The organism is Vibrio pomeroyi (assembly GCA_041879425.1).
Lineage (GTDB): Bacteria > Pseudomonadota > Gammaproteobacteria > Enterobacterales > Vibrionaceae > Vibrio > Vibrio pomeroyi_A.
Map to the genome: position 1 here is coordinate 132,535 of CP090855.1, position 17,969 is coordinate 150,503.

The window sequence follows — 17,969 nt, forward strand, 5'->3', positions numbered from 1 at the left end:
TGAAAATTAATGATAACAACATGTCATTTATGAGATCTCAATCAAGTATTTATATCCCGTATGAGTTTATTAGCCTAAAGACGGTAATAACCCTACTGATATAAGGATTTGAATCGCAATGATAAATACGCCAACACTACCCGCTAAAAATAGCGCTTTGCTTCCGCCCAATACTTGATAAGTCGCTTCTGTACCTTGAGCTTTTACTGAAAAATCAGTGTAGCGAACTTTGTATACCATTACGGTAGGTAGAAGAATCGCTAGTACTGAAAGTGCAATTGCAGCATAGCCCAGCGCCATGATGAAACCTTGTGGGTAAAACAGGGCGAAGCCTAAAGGCGGTAAGAAGGTGATAACAGCGGTTTTAACGCGCTTTGCACTGCCTAGTTTTTTGCTGAGAGAGTCACCCATAAATTCGAATAGACCTAAGCTCACGCCAATAAATGAGGTAAGAAGTGCAAGGTCAGCGAACACACCAACAATCACGCTTAGATTTGATTGATGAACGGTTTGCGAAAGCGAAACTAAAAGCGCGCCCAAGCTTGTGTCTGACAACAGTTGTTCTTGGCTGACTACGCCCAAAGTAACGCTCTGCCAGAATACGTAGATAACCAGAGGTAGTGCAGAACCAACAATCATTACTTTGCGCAGAGAGCGAACGTCGCCATCAAGGTATCGTACTATCGATGGGATGCTGCCGTGGAAACCGAAAGAGGTGAACACAACCGGGATAGCCGCAACAATCAGACCTTGTTGTAAAGGCATGCTCAGCAAGTATTGAGAAGTGATATTAGGCGCTAGGAAGCTCAGTACCAGAACCATCGCAACCAGCTTTAAGCCAAATAAAACTCGGTTAACTTTATCGACACTGTGTGTACCAATCGTCACAACGCCTGCAACCAACAGGGTGAATAGAAGGGTCGTGATTTGGCCATTGAGTTCAATGCCCGCGATATCCGAAATACGTTGGTTAAACTGAGCGCCACCGCCCGCGATGTATGCAGCACATAAAGCGTAAAATAGAAACATCACTGCGAAGCTCGCAATCCATTTTCCTTTCGTCCCTAAAATTGTGTGAGCTAAAGTGTGTAGGGTTGCATCAGATTCTGCGAATTGGTGAAGCTCTACCATTAACAGCGCAGTGAATGCCATTAAAGCCCACAAACCAAGCATTAAGAAAAGTGAAGTTGAAAAGCCAATACCTGCAGAAGCAAGTGGAAGAGCGAGCATGCCAGCACCAATCGTTGTGCCTGCAATGATCAAAGTACTACCAAAAACCTTTGATTTATTCATTGTATATAATTCTTTACGTTAGGGTGTGTTTTCATTGTAATTCTTCTAGCTTAAGCGCATAAACCCAAAGAATATCTCGATTTTGAAGTATTCTGATTGAGTTTAATTCCAAATGCAATATCTAATGTAATTAAAAATATCCACTGTAAATATTAATTTACATGCGTTTTAGAGTTAGGTGCTGAAAAGGGCGAAGCAAACGTTTGACCATGATCTGCTTCAAAATTTGTAGAGTAATTTGTTGTACTTGGTGTAAGGTGGCAGTACATATGTCGTTCGCGTATACCCCTTTAACGTAAACAAGCGTTAATGATCGCGAGTAGCTTCAAGCTATAAATATGGAATGGGTAGAGTAGAGTGCGTTCATCAAAGTGACATAATATAAGTCCAATATGGTGCACTAGTTAACAGGACATCATGTCCACACCAAGGAATAGAGGGGGCACAATGAGTGACCAATCTTATAATGACGAAAGTCTTGAGTTGTTAGATGCTATGGAAATTGGCATTGATTTGTCTGACTATGAGCAGACAGTTAAGCAATTAGCAGAAGAGCTTTTCAAATCTTCTAACTAGGGTTTTCCTTAGTTAAGATTTTAGAGTTCAATGTTCTCAAATTAGACAATTCTTAGACTGAGCAAATCTCATTCGCTCACACGTCATACCAAAACTATCCTCATTAAAGTTCGCGAAGATAAACGAGTACGTTTACCATGTTACTTAGTTCTCGATACTTTAATGAGGTTCAATGAACTTTCTCGCACACCTTCACATCGCTCAGCACTGTAATAGCAACTTAGCAGGTAACCTGTTAGGTGACTTCGTTAAAGGCGACCCAAATAAACATTACTCAGACTCACTTTCTGATGGCATTCGACTTCATCGATTTGTCGATAGCTATACTGACCGACATGATGTGTCTCGTTCAGCAAAATCTCTCTTTTCAGATCAAACAAAGCGCTTTGCGCCTATTGCACTCGATGTATTTTGGGATCATTGCTTGGCTAATCATTGGGCTCAGTTCTCGACGCAATCACTTGAGCATTTTTGCTCCGACAGCCATCAGCAAATCTTTGAGCACCAAGAGCCACATTGGCCTGAGCACTTTATTACTGTTCACCAGAAAATGGCTGAACAGAGGTGGTTAGAGAGCTATCAAGAGATGTCATCCATAGAAATGGTATTGCAACGAATGGCTTTGAGACGGCCAAAGCTTGGCATGCTTAAATCTTGCTATGACGACCTAGAATATCACTATGATACGTTGCAGTGTCACTTTAATGAGCTGTATCCCAGTGTTTTAGAAGAAGCAAACCAATTTAATGCGCTTCAATTGAAGAAAAATCAAAAGGAAAGGTAAACAGCGTAATGCAGGTTTGCTACAATCCGCGCCTATTTAATCTTTGAGCATCATACTATGTCTGAATCTACTAAATCTTTTAACCAACTAGGATTGTCTGAGCACCTTCTTGCTACGCTATCAGAGCTTAATTTTACGGCTCCAACCAGTGTTCAAGAACAAGCGATTCCATTGGTATTAGAAGGCAAAGACGTATTGGCTGGTGCTCAAACAGGTACGGGTAAAACGGCTGCGTTTGGTTTACCGATTATCCAAAGATTAATCGAAACTAAAGACAACGTGATTCCAAACCCTAAGTTAGTTCGTGCATTGGTATTAGTACCAACACGTGAACTGGCGCAGCAGGTGTTTGATAACCTCACTAGCTACGCGAAGGGCACTGACATTAAAGTGGTTGTGGCGTACGGCGGTGTGAGCATGAAGGTTCAAACCGACAAATTACGTGGTGGCGCAGATATCTTAGTCGCGACACCTGGCCGTTTGATTGACCACATGTTCACTAAGAACATCATGTTAAGCCAAACAGAAGTGTTGGTATTGGATGAAGCTGACCGCATGTTAGACATGGGCTTTATGCCAGACATCAAACGCATTCTTTCGCGTATGAATGAAGTTCGCCAAACCTTGTTCTTCTCGGCAACGTTCGATACCAAAATCAAAGCGATAGCGTACCGCATGATGAAGTCGCCAAGTGAAATTCAAGTGACGCCGAAAAACAGCACAGCCGACACTGTGACTCAAATGGTTTATCCGGTTGATAAATCGCGTAAGAGTGAGCTCCTGGCTTACTTAATCGGTTCAAAGAACTGGCAACAAGTATTGGTGTTCACTAAAACTAAGCAGGGTACCGATGAGCTAGTAAAAGAGCTTAAACTAGACGGCATTAAAGCGGCTTCAATTAATGGCGATAAGAGTCAAGGTGCGCGCCAAAAAGCACTGGACGATTTCAAATCAGGCAAGGTGCGAGCGTTGATTGCAACGGACGTTGCAGCGCGTGGTATCGATATTCAGCAGCTGGAACAAGTTGTGAACTACGATATGCCATTTAAAGCGGAAGACTACGTTCACCGTATTGGTCGTACAGGTCGTGCAGGTAACAGCGGTTTAGCGATTTCATTGATGAGCCAAGACGAAGCTTACCTATTAGGCGACATTGAACGACTACTGGATACGCGCTTGCCGCAAGAGTGGTTAGATGGCTTCGAACCAAGCCTTGAAAAAGACCTTGCACCTGACCGCAGTGGTCGTAGCAAGAGTCGCTCGTCAGAAAAACGTAAGATGAAAGCGAAGCTTAAGATCCACCAAAATCGTGGTAAAGCTCGTCGCTAATCAGCCAGCTTAAAAAGCTCGTTTAAAGAGCTCTATATAAACGCGCCGTTACAGCTAGTTCTGTAACGGCGCGTTTTTTATCAAGCTAATTAACTTCGTAATAGGCTATCAGGATTTGTGATGTTCAGGATTACACTTCCATTCACATGGTACTTCATAAATCAGTTCTTCTAAGCAACTAGGGTTAAGCACCCACTCATCATCAATAGCAAATTGATTGGCCATTTGTTTGTTGAACATCTGCCAGTGCTTCATTAGAGCCTCTTCAGCCGTTGCCTCCATGTCACCTTCGTTCCAAGTACTTTCCATGAAGGGAGTCAGGCAGACAGCCCCGTTAGCGAACATGATCATTTGCCATTTTATTTCATAAATATTAACGGCTTTTTCTGGATTAGCTTTGTTGTATTGGTCAGCAAGCATGTTGATCTCGTATTCAAGGTCACCGACGTTGTCGATAAAGTAATCAACGAGGTTGTCTTCTTGACGTACAGAATCCGAGAGAAGTTGCATTGGTCTACGTGAATGAATCATGTTGGTGAACAGACGCATGGCAAACAAATAAATCGAAATATTCGGTGCAACGCCTTTTGGCAATTCCTGCATAATTTTACTGATGTAAGATTGAAAATACACGTGTAAACAGTCACTTATTGCATGCCATATCTTTTCTTTGCTACCGAAATGGTGGCGAATAAGGCTATGCGACACGCCTGCTTTTTCGCTGATATTACGTAATGAAACACGTTCATAACCGGAGTCGCAAAACATCTCTGCGGCAACCGCCATAATTTGAAATCGAGTCTCTTCAGCGTCTTTCGCGCTTCTTCTACCTTGTTTCTTTTCAGTCATCTTCATTTCACACATTTACCTGATTACCACATTCTACACTGTTTTTACTGAAATAAAAAATACTGCACAGGTGGAAAGTAAAGCTTGTGCAATCTAAAATTTTCAATATACTGCCCACCTGTGTAATAAATCATAATAATTAAATGGAGAAGCATCATGCAATCCAAGTTGTCTATTCAAGCCAAGACGAGTAAGCAGATAGGCGTGGCGTTTGCCGCACTATTACTCGCAGGCTCTTTGACCGGATGTAATAAGGTTCAGTCAGAAGAAACCGTTCAAGTTGTTAAGCCAGTAAAGCTGTTTGAGATCCCTCAACAGACAGATATTGAGCTTGATAGTTTTATCGCAAAAGTGGATGCGACCGACCGTGCTGCACTTTCTTTCAATGTGGGTGGAGATATTGAAACTTTCTCTGTTCGCATGGGACAAGAAGTGAAGAAAGGGCAAGTGCTAGCCGTGTTAGATGCGACGGATTACCGTATTGCAGTTGATGCAGCACAAGCAAAATTTGATCTGGCGAACAGCCAATACAAGCAAGCGTCTGAGTTGTACTCGAAGAAGCTTGTGAGCACGGATTACTACGACCAAGCCGTAAACACCTTTACTGCCGCTGAAGTTGAGTTGGACCAAGCAAAAACAAACCTTGGTTACACCACATTAGTTGCTCCATTCGATGGTGTGGTATCGATGGTGTTTGGTAAGCAATATCAATTGATCGCAGAAAAGCAGCCGGTACTTAACATTTTGAACCACAGCGAAATGGATGTGACTTTCTCTATTCCGGTATCAAAGCTTGAAGATCGTTCAATTCAAGACCTAACAAGCTCAAACATGTGGGTTGTGATGGATAGCCACCGCGGCATTCGTATCCCAACACGCTTTAAAGAGATCTCAACGCAACCAGACGAAGACACCAACAGTTATCAAGCGGTTGTGTCTATCGAAAAGCCTGAAGACATCAATCTGCTTTCTGGCATGACAGCGCAAGTGGAAGTTCAGAAAAACAGATCGGACTACGGCATCGGTATTGTTGATTCTGCTTGGTTAAGCAAAGACGCAGACCACGGTGAACTGTGGCGCTACAACCCAGAGTCGCAATTGATTTCTAAAGTACAAGTTACCCTTGATGAACAAGGCAAGGTGATCGATGGCCTATCTTCTGGCGACCTAATCGTAGAGGCAGGTGTAGATGTGTTATCAGATGGACAGCAAGTAAAAGCTTGGTTACGTGAGGGCGGTATTTAATGAACCTTTCCAAATTATCAGTTGTGGTTGCATCTGCGTTATTACTTCAAGCTTGTAATAACGAAGCAGACCACCGTGAACAACCTTCACTTTTGGTTTCAACCTTTGAAGTTGGCGCACCACTTACTGATCAATTCAGAAGTTTTAATGGACAGGTGATGCCGGCAGAACTGACACCGTTGGCATTCAAGCTTGCTGGTGAGATTCAGCAAGTATTGGTTGAAGCGGGTGACAAAGTCGAAAAAGGTCAGCTACTGGCGACCCTAGACAACGCGACATACAAACAAGATCTAACGGATGCTCAATCTCAGTTTGAATTGGCGAGCAAGCAACTGTCTCGCGGTACTGAGATGTTTGGTAGCAAGATGTTGTCGCAATCTGAACACGACCAGCTAACGGCTAACTACAAGTTGGCATCGGCTAATTTGGCTGCGGCACAACGCAAGCTGAGCTACACAGAGTTGCTAGCACCATTTTCAGGCACGGTTTCAACCGTTGATAAGCAGCGGTTTGAAAACACGACACCGGGTGAAACGCTCCTTAGCTTGTATCAGAACGATAAGGTCTACGTACGAATCCAAGTATCCGATTCGATCTTAGCGTCGATCAGCCCTGACATGCGTTCAAGTAGCTACCGTCCCGAAGCGACCTTTGGGGGTCACTCTGGAGAATATCCTCTGACGTATCTAGAGCACACCAGTGAACTGCACCCACAATCTCGCACTTACGAGTTTTGGATGCAAATGCAACAACCTGAAAGTGAAATTCTGCCGGGTACGAGCGTTACAGTAAATGTCGACATGGCAAAAGCAGGCCTAAGTGATGTTCAAGGCTACCAGTTACCAATGACGACGCTACAAGCAGGCGCTGAAGCGAACCAATTTTACGTGTGGAAAATGGAAGATGGCCAAGCATTCAAAAGCGAAGTGGAAGTCGACAAGATCAGCGGCCAAGGTGCACTTATCGCTCATGGTGTTGAGCAAGGTGAGCTACTCGTAAATTCGAATCTAAGAAAACTCCGTGACGGAATCCAATTGTCAGGAAAAGCAGAATGAACATCGCAGAATATTCAATAAAGAACAAAGTAATCAGCTGGCTGTTTCTAGTCATTTTGGCCATTGGCGGCGTGACGTCTTTTGGTAATCTATCCCGTTTAGAAGACCCAGCTTTTACCATTAAAGATGCAATGATTATTTCAACTTACCCTGGCGCTACGTCTATGGAAGTTGAAGAGGAACTGACTTACCCGCTTGAAAAAGAGATAAGACAGCTCCCTTATATCGATAAGATCACATCGACCTCATCGAATGGTATGTCTCAAATTATGGTGAGCATGAAGATGGACTACGGACCGGACGAGCTACCGCAAATCTGGGATGAAATGCGCCGTAAGATCAACGATCTACAGCCAACACTACCAAGTGGTGTGAATTCCGTTCAGATCATTGATGATTTTGGTGATGTATTCGGTGTGATGATCATGCTGACCGGTGACGGCTACGATTACGTTGAGCTGAAGCAGTACGCAGATTACCTAACGCGCGAAATCGAACTGGTTGACGGAGTCGGTAAAGTAAGCATTGCCGGTGACCAACAAGAACAACTGTTTGTTGAGATGTCTCTGGAACGCTTAGCCGCATTGAACCTAGATATGTCGACGGTCACTTCACTGTTAGCACAACAAAACAGTGTGGTATCGGCAGGCGAGGTGATGCTGAATGGACAAAGCCTAACGATCAAGCCAAACGGCACATTAAGCACGGTTGAAGAGCTAGAAAACCTGATCATTCATGGTCGCGATACAGGTAACCTGATTCGCTTGAAAGATGTCGCTGAAGTGACTCGTGGTATTCAAGAAAAGCCGGGCAACGTATTAACGTACAACGGTAAACCAGCAATCAACTTAGGTATTGCGTTCTCTTCAGGCGTAAACGTGGTTGAGATTGGTAAAGCACTGGATGCAGAGCTGGATCGCCTAGAAAGCATTAAACCAGCGGGTGTAGAACTGAATTACTTCTACAACCAAGCGCAAGAAGTAGACAAATCAGTGGCTGACTTCTTAATCAGCCTAGTTGAAGCGGTAGCGATCGTTATCATCGTGCTGTTGTTCGCAATGGGCTTGCGTAGTGGTTTGATCATTGGTTTAGTACTGCTACTGACCGTATTTGGTACGTTCATTCTTATGGACTACAACGATGTCGAACTGCACCGTATCTCGCTAGGTGCCTTGATCATCGCGCTCGGTATGCTGGTGGACAACGCGATTGTTGTCGTTGAAGGTATTTTGGTTGGCTTGAAGAAAGGTAAGACCAAGCTTCAAGCAGCAAAAGACATCGTGACACAAACACAATGGCCACTATTGGGTGCGACCATTATCGCTATCACAGCCTTTGCGCCGATCGGTTTGTCGAAAGACGCAACAGGCGAGTTCATGGGCTCACTGTTCTGGGTACTGTGTTTCTCGTTATTCTTGAGTTGGGTAACGGCGCTAACACTGACGCCATTCCTTGCTGAAATGTTGCTTAAAGAAGAAGACAAAGTTGATGAGAACGAAGATCCATACAAAGGTATTCTGTTCGTTGTATTCGGTGCGTCTCTGAAATTTGCATTGCGTTTTAGATGGTTAACTGTTGTCAGCATGATCGTATTGCTCGCCGTGTCTGTTGTTGGTTTTGGTAAGGTGAAGCAACAGTTCTTCCCGCCATCAAATACACCAATGTTTTACGTCGACATGTGGATGCCAGAAGGTACGGATGTACGTGAAACGATCAAGCAGACTGAAAAGGTTGAGAGCTACATTCGTCAGCAAGACGACGTGGAGTTTGTAACTACGACGGTTGGGCAGGGCATGCAACGTTTCGCACTGACATACCAACCAGAGAAAAGTTACGAAGCGTACAGCCAGCTACAAGTAAGAACCACTGACCGTGACACCATGTTTAAGGTTTTAGCGGAGTTAGACAAAAACTTAGCGAACGAATTTGAGCAACCGACATTCCAGTTCAAACTGATTGAGTTTGGTCCGTCACCGGCTTCAAAGATTGAAGCGCGTATTATCGGTGCTGATCCTCAAGTATTACGTAGCATTGCAGTTGAAGTCGAAGACGTCTTACTTGCCGATCCAGGCTCACGAAATGTTCGTCACGATTGGCGTGAGCGCACTAAAGAGCTAGTGCCACTGTTTAACGAATCAAAGGCACGTCGCCTTGGCATTTCAAAAACTGATTTGTCTGAGACGCTACAAATGGCGTTCGGCGGTTACAACATCGGTTTACTGCGTGATGGTACTCATATGTTACCTATCGTGGCGCGTTTACCTGAAGAAGAGCGTTTTGATTTTGAATCACTGAACAATGTGAAGATTTGGAGCCCATCGCTACAAACTTACATCCCGGTTGAGCAAGTGATTGATGGTGTAGAGCTTCAATGGTCTGAGCCACTGATTCAGCGTCGCGACAGAAAACGTACGCTAACGGTATTGGCTGACCACGATGTTCTTGGTAATGAGACGCCAGCGAGTCTGTTTGCTCGTGTGAAACCAAAGGTAGAAGCATTAGATTTACCAGAAGGCTACAGCATTAGCTGGGGCGGTGAGTACGAAAGCTCTAAAGACGCGCAGGAATCTCTGTTTGGTTCACTGCCAATGGGTTACTTGCTGATGTTTATCATCACTATGCTTCTGTTTAACTCGGTTCGTAAGCCGCTTGTAATTTGGTTTACGGTTCCACTCTCTATCATTGGTGTTTCAATTGGTCTGTTAGGTACCAATATGCCATTCAGCTTCACGGCGTTCCTAGGCTTGTTGAGTCTAAGCGGCATGATTTTGAAGAACGGTATCGTCCTTCTTGACCAGATCAACAGTGAGCTATCAACAGGTAAAGACCCATACTTAGCGGTTGTCGACAGTGCGATTAGTCGTGTTCGACCGGTATCTATGGCAGCACTAACGACTATCTTGGGTATGATTCCTTTGGTATTCGATGCATTTTTCGGCTCGATGGCGATTACCATCATGGCAGGCTTAGGCTTTGCAACAGTACTAACGCTAATAGTAGTACCAGTGATGTTCGCTATTCTATATAGAATCAAACCGTCCACTGCGGGTTATTAGGGATTGATATAAAACAGATTCTTTTAAGCCAGCCCAGTCATTTTTGACTGGGCTTTTTTATGCATGTGATATGGCAAAGCGTGGCTTAAGTCATCATCTGTATGCAGAGAAAGCGATGTGAAGACCGCTACACAGACAAAGCACGTCGTTAACAGAGGAATGTGTTAATCGACAGGTATAAAAAAAGCCGCTAACCAGTAGTCAGCGGCTTTAGGAAGAGTAGGGACGGCTTTAGATTGCTAAACGGATATCCAACTCAATCGGTTTGGGCATCGCTAGGTGATAGCCTTGGTACATGTCGAAGCCCAAGCTTTGCATTGCCGCAAGTTGATGCTCTGTTTCAATGCCTTCGATGACAGTCTTAGCGCCAATTTGTTTCGCGAGCTCTAGAACTAATTCCATTTCTCGTGTGTCGCCTTGCTCAAAATCTAACATCACTGAGCGATCGATCTTAATGATGTGAGGATTAATGTGGCGGACGCGTTGTTCTGTTGATGCTTGTGTTCCGAAATCATCGACCGCGATCTGAAAACCATTCTCCGCAAGGGAGAGGGCTGCATCTTTCAAGCGCTCTTCACTTTCGGCATTCAACTCCACCAATTCCATCACGATCTGCTCACATGAAAGGTTCAACTCATGAAGACGTTTTGCCAGAAGGCTGTCACTGACCTTTTCTGCAGCAAATAACTCACCAACGTTTGGAAGAACGTTCAAGAATAGGTGCAAATGACGGATAGTTGACTGTGCGAAGTTACGAATGTGGATAGCGCGACTGAGTCTCTCTACATTGATCTTATCTGTGCATGAGGTGTCATCGGAATGGAAGAAGTGATCAGGACGAACAATACCCCCTTTGCTATTCGAAATACGCACCAAAGCCTCTACACCTATCTGAGTCATTGAGTCGTCAAATATAGGTTGATAGACACTTCTCAGTGTTAGGTCTTGATATTTCGCAATAAACTGCATATCGGCATCCACAGATATACAGCTAATAAATTCACTTCTGTCTGATAAAATCATAGTCGCTAATAAAGGTGTTTATTCAATGACGAAAATATACGTCATGGCTGTCACAATATTGACAGGTGTTAGTAAATTGTCAATTAATAAAAACTCATTTGCAGGGTCAATATTTAAATAAATATAATTAACGAAAAATCAGCATGATAAATGATATTAACCATTAATTTAACTTATCATTCACTAGGTTTGATGGTTGCTGTGAATTTAATGGCTGAGTAACGCCTCACATATCAATCCCAACCAATATAAAGCTAGAACAGCGATACACCAGCGAAAAGTAGGGTTAAAGGCTTAGATTATGGGTGAATGTCAAAGTTAGAAAATAAAGATACTTAACTGGTTACATAGAAGTGATATCTATCTCTCAAAATCGATAGCATCGGAAGAACAGTTATTAATAATTCGATTAGAACGTTCGAATAATTAATGAACAATGATTGGGTGTCTTTTATAAAATATTGGGATGAAGGTCTAACAATTTGCTTTCAATATTGAATGAAAAAGTTGACCCGTATTATCCCTACCATTGAAGTACGGCATAAAGCTGCAGGTATTTACGAACCAATTGTTGATTCCCTGACCGTTTTAGTGGGTGACCAAATTTAATAAAGCACGGACTGATTCTAAAGTTATTATTTAAATCAGCAGCGAATTGAGAATCACTCTCTCTTAACGTGATGCCTTGTTGGCTGTATTCGGTTATCTCGTCTGGGAGTTCTCCCATCCACCAGTGCAACAACTCACCACTGTTTTTACTTCGGCTTATCCAATGGTCAGAAACAATGATCAAAACGTCATTGGGTTGAATGGCGAATCCGTACTCTTGCTGCCAGTTATGAATGTCTAACATCAACTTTTTACGACACGTTTTTCCCGCGCTCACCATATGATGACTAATCATCCAAACCGTGCCGATTTCAGAAGAGATTCGGAAGTGGCGGGGCGTTTCTCGAGAGGAGAGCATTTCAAGTGGACTAATGTTACTTGCATGATTAAAGCTTACGAAGGTGTGTTCCATTCGTCGGGCAAAGGCTTTACCGATGTGATGCTCACTGATCCCTTGGTTGTGCACCGTAGGATAATGACGCTCACAGAGTTTAAGACAATCGTCTTGAAACTGATTGACGCTTTTAATCACGAGATCTAATAACAATGAAGTCCCTTATACACAGTTACTATCTTATTGATGGGCAATAGTACGGTAATTAATGTGTCATTACCTATCGCCAAAGTGCGAGTTCTTGATCCCTCTATCAAAATTAGCGATTGCGGAGCGATTTTATGGATAGCACTGGCACTTCGCTGGTCTGTATTCTAAATTATGAGGAATTCTAATCAGTTAGAAAGACTATCTTTAGCAGCAAAGTTACAAGTGAGTTAGCTAGATTATAGTTTAGTCAGCAGTTCACGATGGATTTATTTACTCTTTACTTGGAAACATTCATGACCATTCAACTAGATTCGAAGCAAAAGTCTGAGCTTACCCATACTCTTCAAAAATACCTCCAAGATGAACTCGATGTGGAGCTCGGCCAGTTCGACACGGAATTCTTGGTCGACTTCATAAGTAAAAAGTTTGGGGCGGTTTATTACAACAAAGGGATAGAAGACGCCCAAAAAGTAATGGAACGTAAAATGTTAGATATCTCAGATGAGCTTTACGAGATCGAACAGATCGTTGAAATCTAACGTTTAGCCCAAACTTGTTCAAATAATTTGAATAACTCGTTTAATTTGAAATGATGTTACCAATGTAAAGCTTGGTAAATAATATGTTACACAAACTTGGTGTAGGGTACGCTTTTCGAAACTACACTACTCGTTAACATTCGGAAGAGATGCATGGACAACAACGTTAGAAATTACAACCCTTTAGCAAGAGCGATGCATTGGATTTCAGCTCTCGCAGTATTTGGTTTATTTGGTGTAGGCCTGTGGATGGTTGATCTTTCATACTACAGCGAGTGGTACAAAACAGCACCAGACTATCACCGTTCGGTAGGCATTCTTTTGGCTGCCGTTACTGTTATCCGCTTGGTTTGGAAACTAGTTACCGCGTCACCTAAAGTGGAAGGTAAAAGCTATGAAGTGGCAGCAGCAAAAATCGCTCACGGCTTCATGTACATCAACTTAGCGGTTTTATTTATTTCAGGTTATTTGATATCGACATCAGATGGCCGCGGGATAGAGGTATTCAACTGGTTCACTGTACCAAGTATGGGCGAACTGTTTGCAAACCAATCTGATCTCGCAGGTACGGTTCACTACTATGCTGCATGGGTACTGATCATTATGGCATCAGTGCACGCCTTAGCGGCGATAAAACACCACGTTATCGACAAAGACGATACGCTACGAAAAATGATAGGAGCTTCAAAATGAAAAAGTCAATTATCGCTACAGGATTAGCATTTGCTATGGCAATGCCTTTCGCTGCGAACGCCGCTGATTACGTGATTGATACAAAAGGTGCGCATGCTTCAGTTAACTTTAAAGTTAGCCACCTAGGTTACAGCTTTATCCAAGGCCGTTTTAACACATTCTCAGGTGATTTCTCATTTGATGAAAGCAACGTTGAAGCATCAAAAGTAAACGTAACTATTGATACAACAAGCCTTGATTCAAACCACGCAGAACGTGATAAGCACATCCGTAGCTCTGACTTCATTGATGCAGGTAAATTCTCAGACGCAACATTCAACAGCACGAAAGTGGTTGATAAAGGTGACGGCAAACTTGAAGTAATGGGTGACCTTAAACTTCACGGCGTAACTAAGCCTATCGTTATCGAAGCTGAATTCATCGGCGCTGGTCAAGACCCATGGGGCGGTGAGCGTGCTGGTTTCGTTGGTACAACTCGTCTAGAACTTGCTGACTTCAACATTCCAGTAATGGGCGCTTCAAGCTACGTAGACATGGATCTACACGTTGAAGGTGTAAAGAAGTAATCTAGCCATTGATGATTGCTGACCGGTATCAATCTTTTATGTAACCCCAAAAGTTGAATAGATACCTAGAAAGCAAAGCAACCGTTAGAAAAAGAGAAAGGCGCAAAGTATTCACTTTGCGCCTTTTTATTATGGTAAATGGTAACGCGTTTAGGTCTGTTTTGTGTCAAACCTTTAGTTGCGCTTTAAGCCACCATTTACTTTTAGCCAGTCAACGTTGCCATGACTGATTTTCGAGGTGAACAACTAATCCCTAATTGTTCAACCTTGTCCTAGTTAGCTAACCACTTCCTAGTAAAACAGTCGTTAGCGACACGCTTCCTAGTTAAACCGTTGTAAGTCAATCCACTTTAGATTAAGCCACTGTAGATTAAATCACTGTAAGTTAAACCCTTAGCCAATTAAGCCGTTTCTAGTTCCGTTTTTGGTACTACGTTTAGGCGGTCACCGTAAATTGGACGAAGTGCTTGCATCACCTCAGTACGAGTAAGAACACCCACCATCACACCGTTTTCCAATACTGGAAGCATATGTGGCTGGCTTACTTTCATCGCTTTTGCACGCTCTTCTAAAGAAAGAGAAGTCAGGCGAGTTGCGAAGCCCATGCTAGTAGTAGGGTACAGTTGCTCTTTGTCGATACATAGGAACTCAGCGACATCAACCAGCTTGTCGTTTGCATCGATTGCCACAACGTCACGGCTCATTAGGTCTACAACTTTTTGGCCTTTAGTTGGGATGTAATCTTGGCACCAAAGGTCAACCATTACGTCGTGAACAGAGAAGATACCAACAAGACGACCTTCAACATCGCAAACAGGAGCGCTAACAAGTTGAGCGTCTAAAAGTGAATCAATTGCCACTGATGTAGGCATTTCTACGCTTAGTGTAATTGGTTGAGTGTTCATGATTTGCTTGATAGTCGTTGCTGTGTTCATAGTGATTTCCTTAACTGACGTAATTTCTGTTGTTTGTGTAATTGCAGTAATTTTTGCTGCTTTAAGTTGTGGGCGACGGTAGATGCTCCAATTGGCTAAGCCGACCAATACCGAACCACCTACAATGTTGCCGATTGTTACTGGCACCAAGTTTGCGGTGACAAATTTCATGATGTTTAGGTCTGCGTATTGGGCTGGTGTTGCGCCAATTTGCATCCAAAAACTTTCTGGTGCGAATGCTTGAATCGTGATGCCTAGTGGAACCATGAACATATTCGCCACACAGTGTTCAAAGCCTGAGCTAACGAACATTGCCACGGGTAAGACAGTCATCATGGCTTTGGTCATGGCATTAGCAGAGCTGAACGTTAACCAAATGGCTAAACACACCAATAAGTTGCAAAGCACACCCAAAGCAAAAGCTTGAACAGGGCTGTGGTGTAGCTTGTGTTGAGCAATATTCAGAGCATTTAAGCCCCATTGCCCGCCATCCAATTGATACAAGCCAGCTGCGCTTACTAGAGCCAAAAGGAACATGGCACCGATAAAGTTACCGACATAGACCTTGCCCCAAATAGACAGCATCTTAGTGAAGGTAATCTGCTTGTTAGCCCATGAGATGCTTGATAACACTGAGCTGGTAAACAGCTCGCCACCACAAATCACAATCAGGATTAACCCCATACTGAATGAAAGACCGCCAGCTAAGCGACTCAATCCCCATCCAGCATCAGCGCTGCCTGTGGTTACCGTGATGTAGAATAAAAAAGCAAGCCCGATGAATGCGCCAGCCATGATTGCCAAACTCAATGTCATGCTGCTGGTTTTATTTGCTTTGCTTAATGCAAACTTCTCTGCTTCCGCCATCATTTCTGTTGGTGAGAACAGTTGATGATTTTCAGAAGTGCTGGTTGCCATATCCCCCCCTTGAACAATCCGTCATGTGTAATTCCTAGTGTTAATGACTTGGTTAATCCGTAATGGTTAATCAGTAATGTTTTGCAGGGCTCGTTGTGTCCTGCCATTCCAGATTAGGGGGTAGCGAGGTAGAGGTAAAATTGATAATTTTTAAAAACCACATCAAATTTATTGATATAGCTTGGGTTACGAGTAGAATGAAATCGATTGCTCATCGGCTTGATAAAAAACGAGCATCAGGACACAAATAATTAAAAGCATTAAGGATGAATTTTGCGTTATTCATTAAAGCAACTCGCGGTATTTGATGCAGTGGCAGATTCCGGGAGTGTTAGTAATGCAGCAGACAAGTTGGCGTTGACTCAATCAGCGACAAGTATGTCTCTTGCACAGTTGGAAAAAATGCTCGGCAGGCCTTTGTTTGAAAGGCAGGGCAAGCAAATGGCCCTTACTCATTGGGGCATGTGGCTAAGGCCAAAAGCGAAGCGTTTACTGCAAGACGCACAGCAAATAGAAATGGGTTTCTATGAGCAGCATTTACTGAGCGGAGAGCTCAAATTAGGTGCGAGCCAAACCCCCGCAGAACACTTGGTTCCAGACCTCATCAGTATTATTGATAACGACTTTCCAGAGATGCGAATCTCGCTCGGTGTACAAAGTACCGACGCTGTTATCGATGGCGTATTAGATTACAAATATGACTTGGGTGTTATCGAAGGCCGTTGTGACGACAGCCGAGTTCACCAAGAAGTGTGGTGTACGGACCATTTAACCGTGGTTGCATCCGCTCATCACCCGTTTGCGAAGCGTGAAAGAGTGAGTTTGGCTCAGTTAGAGCAAGCGAAGTGGGTATTACGCGAACACGGTTCGGGTACTCGCAAAGTTTTTGATAGCTCTATTCATCATTTAATTGGTGATCTTGATGTTTGGCGAGAGTATGAACACGTTCCTGTTTTAAGAAGTTTGGTAGCAAACGGCCCATATTTAACGTGTTTACCTTATCTAGACGTCGAGCAGTTTGTTGAATCAGGTCAGCTTGTTACCTTGAATGTTCCAGAACTCGAGATGGAGCGTACACTTTCATTCATTTGGCGTGCCGACATGGCAGAAAACCCACTTGCTGAATGTATCAAGCGTGAAGGTAAGCGCATGATGAAAGGCAAACGGTCGGTTCTGTAACCTAGATTTGATAAAATACTAATAACTAAATGTGTTGAATAAGCGATATCGGTCTCTATCTAGTGATAAATGCATAATTGCATACATTATTAATGTGATCGCGATCGGCTAAATAAGGGCTATCTTCCCATAGTATGCTTACTTGATTTTAAGTGAGGCTAAATCCGGTTGCGTTCAATTACGTAATTAGGCTTTAGAAATAGTATGAGTACATTAGTCGCGATTTCATTAACTACAGGTATTTTGTCAGGTCTTTGGGGATGGATAGCTATCTCTTTCGGCTTATTGTCATGGGCCGGTTTCTTAGGTTGCACCAGTTACTTTGCTTCGCCAACAGGCGGCGTGAAAGGATTGGCAGGTAGCTTACTAACCAACATGACAGGCGTATTCTGGGCAATGGTGATTATCGAAAGCTCAACCTTCGCAGGGTTAGATATTTTAGGCTATGTGATTACTGCTATTGTCGCTTTCTTTATGTGTATTCAAGCAAAACAAGCGTGGCTAGGTTATATCCCAGGAACCTTCATTGGTTGCTGTGCAACGTTTGCCGCAGGTGGCGATTGGCAACTTGTAGTACCATCTTTACTGCTTGGTGGTGTATTTGGATACTTGATGAAAGCAACGGGGCTATGGCTTCACGAGAAATCGACCCAATCTTCGGAAGCGGTTGAACAACACGCTAAGCAAGCTAAGGCTTAATTCGTTAACCTGACCCTAGTTTAGTCACTGTGAACTCTTGCAAGATAACCCCCAATTAATTTGTATATCGATTTATA

At 43.3% G+C, this 17,969-nt stretch carries 15 protein-coding genes; 10 read left to right on the forward strand and 5 right to left on the reverse strand.

The window, feature by feature from the left end; genetic code table 11:
• Positions 1-69: 69 nt before the first annotated feature.
• Entirely contained in the window at positions 70-1,293 is a 1,224-nt protein-coding gene (locus tag L0992_16605; GenBank protein ID XGB69666.1) for an aromatic amino acid transporter, read from the reverse strand.
• 748 nt (positions 1,294-2,041) lie between these two features.
• On the opposite strand from L0992_16605, the gene L0992_16610 reads away from it, so the two are divergent.
• Together L0992_16610 and L0992_16615 are read left to right on the forward strand one after the other, a co-directional pair.
• The gene (locus L0992_16610) at positions 2,042-2,653 is read left to right on the forward strand and encodes an ACP phosphodiesterase (GenBank protein XGB69667.1); all 612 of its coding nucleotides are present in this window, start codon (positions 2,042-2,044) and stop codon (positions 2,651-2,653) included.
• A 57-nt stretch (positions 2,654-2,710) separates the two neighbouring features.
• On the forward strand, positions 2,711-3,982 hold the full coding sequence (locus L0992_16615) for a DEAD/DEAH box helicase (protein ID XGB69668.1): 1,272 nt from the start codon (positions 2,711-2,713) through the stop codon (positions 3,980-3,982).
• A gap of 108 nt (positions 3,983-4,090) precedes the next feature.
• Here L0992_16615 and L0992_16620 read toward each other — a convergent pair whose 3' ends face one another.
• Complete coding sequence (locus L0992_16620; protein ID XGB69669.1) at positions 4,091-4,837, reverse strand: TetR/AcrR family transcriptional regulator; 747 nt, start codon at positions 4,835-4,837, stop codon at positions 4,091-4,093.
• A gap of 150 nt (positions 4,838-4,987) precedes the next feature.
• Between L0992_16620 and L0992_16625 the strand changes: the two genes are divergently transcribed.
• The 3 genes from L0992_16625 to L0992_16635 are packed head-to-tail and all read left to right on the forward strand — an operon-like array spanning position 4,988 to position 10,187.
• Complete coding sequence (locus L0992_16625; protein XGB69670.1) at positions 4,988-6,076, forward strand: efflux RND transporter periplasmic adaptor subunit; 1,089 nt, start codon at positions 4,988-4,990, stop codon at positions 6,074-6,076.
• Positions 6,076-7,131 carry an efflux RND transporter periplasmic adaptor subunit gene (locus tag L0992_16630; GenBank protein ID XGB69671.1) on the forward strand — a complete coding sequence of 352 codons (1,056 nt, stop codon included), beginning with the start codon at positions 6,076-6,078 and terminating at the stop codon, positions 7,129-7,131. Before L0992_16625 ends, L0992_16630 begins: the two co-directional genes overlap by 1 nt.
• On the forward strand, positions 7,128-10,187 hold the full coding sequence (locus tag L0992_16635) for an efflux RND transporter permease subunit (protein XGB69672.1): 3,060 nt from the start codon (positions 7,128-7,130) through the stop codon (positions 10,185-10,187). The genes L0992_16630 and L0992_16635 overlap by 4 nt, the downstream gene beginning before the upstream one ends.
• A 231-nt stretch (positions 10,188-10,418) precedes the next feature.
• Here the strand turns inward: L0992_16635 and L0992_16640 are convergent, their stop codons facing one another.
• Positions 10,419-11,156, reverse strand: a complete 738-nt coding sequence (locus L0992_16640; protein XGB69673.1) for an EAL domain-containing protein — start codon at positions 11,154-11,156, stop codon at positions 10,419-10,421.
• Positions 11,157-11,733: 577 nt separating this feature from the next.
• A complete protein-coding gene (locus L0992_16645; protein XGB69674.1) occupies positions 11,734-12,366 on the reverse strand; it encodes a hypothetical protein in 633 nt (210 codons plus the stop codon).
• Between the two features lie 290 nt (positions 12,367-12,656).
• Between L0992_16645 and L0992_16650 the strand changes: the two genes are divergently transcribed.
• The 3 genes from L0992_16650 (at position 12,657) to L0992_16660 (ending at position 14,161) form a co-directional block, all read left to right on the forward strand.
• The gene (locus L0992_16650; GenBank protein ID XGB69675.1) at positions 12,657-12,902 is read left to right on the forward strand and encodes a DUF2164 domain-containing protein; all 246 of its coding nucleotides are present in this window, start codon (positions 12,657-12,659) and stop codon (positions 12,900-12,902) included.
• A gap of 153 nt (positions 12,903-13,055) precedes the next feature.
• Positions 13,056-13,595 carry a cytochrome b gene (locus tag L0992_16655; protein XGB69676.1) on the forward strand — a complete coding sequence of 180 codons (540 nt, stop codon included), beginning with the start codon at positions 13,056-13,058 and terminating at the stop codon, positions 13,593-13,595.
• On the forward strand, positions 13,592-14,161 hold the full coding sequence (locus L0992_16660; protein ID XGB69677.1) for a YceI family protein: 570 nt from the start codon (positions 13,592-13,594) through the stop codon (positions 14,159-14,161). The genes L0992_16655 and L0992_16660 overlap by 4 nt, the downstream gene beginning before the upstream one ends.
• Positions 14,162-14,562: 401 nt before the next feature.
• On the opposite strand, the gene focA is transcribed toward L0992_16660, so the two are convergent.
• On the reverse strand, positions 14,563-16,014 hold the full coding sequence (gene focA, locus L0992_16665) for a formate transporter FocA (protein ID XGB69678.1): 1,452 nt from the start codon (positions 16,012-16,014) through the stop codon (positions 14,563-14,565).
• Positions 16,015-16,287: 273 nt separating this feature from the next.
• Between focA and L0992_16670 the strand changes: the two genes are divergently transcribed.
• Positions 16,288-17,193, forward strand: a complete 906-nt coding sequence (locus tag L0992_16670; protein XGB69679.1) for a LysR substrate-binding domain-containing protein — start codon at positions 16,288-16,290, stop codon at positions 17,191-17,193.
• A gap of 204 nt (positions 17,194-17,397) precedes the next feature.
• Entirely contained in the window at positions 17,398-17,892 is a 495-nt protein-coding gene (locus L0992_16675) for a DUF1097 domain-containing protein (protein ID XGB69680.1), read from the forward strand.
• Positions 17,893-17,969 lie beyond the last annotated feature (77 nt).

What these genes read in the sequence shown, in the direction of transcription:
- L0992_16605 (XGB69666.1), bottom strand. Translation starts at nt 1,293, where the DNA reads ATGAATAAATCAAAGGTTTTTGGTAGTACTTTGATCATTGCAGGCACA.
- L0992_16610 (XGB69667.1), top strand. Translation starts at nt 2,042, where the DNA reads ATGAACTTTCTCGCACACCTTCACATCGCTCAGCACTGTAATAGCAAC.
- L0992_16615 (XGB69668.1), top strand. Translation starts at nt 2,711, where the DNA reads ATGTCTGAATCTACTAAATCTTTTAACCAACTAGGATTGTCTGAGCAC.
- L0992_16620 (XGB69669.1), bottom strand. Translation starts at nt 4,837, where the DNA reads ATGAAGATGACTGAAAAGAAACAAGGTAGAAGAAGCGCGAAAGACGCT.
- L0992_16625 (XGB69670.1), top strand. Translation starts at nt 4,988, where the DNA reads ATGCAATCCAAGTTGTCTATTCAAGCCAAGACGAGTAAGCAGATAGGC.
- L0992_16630 (XGB69671.1), top strand. Translation starts at nt 6,076, where the DNA reads ATGAACCTTTCCAAATTATCAGTTGTGGTTGCATCTGCGTTATTACTT.
- L0992_16635 (XGB69672.1), top strand. Translation starts at nt 7,128, where the DNA reads ATGAACATCGCAGAATATTCAATAAAGAACAAAGTAATCAGCTGGCTG.
- L0992_16640 (XGB69673.1), bottom strand. Translation starts at nt 11,156, where the DNA reads ATGCAGTTTATTGCGAAATATCAAGACCTAACACTGAGAAGTGTCTAT.
- L0992_16650 (XGB69675.1), top strand. Translation starts at nt 12,657, where the DNA reads ATGACCATTCAACTAGATTCGAAGCAAAAGTCTGAGCTTACCCATACT.
- L0992_16655 (XGB69676.1), top strand. Translation starts at nt 13,056, where the DNA reads ATGGACAACAACGTTAGAAATTACAACCCTTTAGCAAGAGCGATGCAT.
- L0992_16660 (XGB69677.1), top strand. Translation starts at nt 13,592, where the DNA reads ATGAAAAAGTCAATTATCGCTACAGGATTAGCATTTGCTATGGCAATG.
- focA (XGB69678.1), bottom strand. Translation starts at nt 16,014, where the DNA reads ATGGCAACCAGCACTTCTGAAAATCATCAACTGTTCTCACCAACAGAA.
- L0992_16675 (XGB69680.1), top strand. Translation starts at nt 17,398, where the DNA reads ATGAGTACATTAGTCGCGATTTCATTAACTACAGGTATTTTGTCAGGT.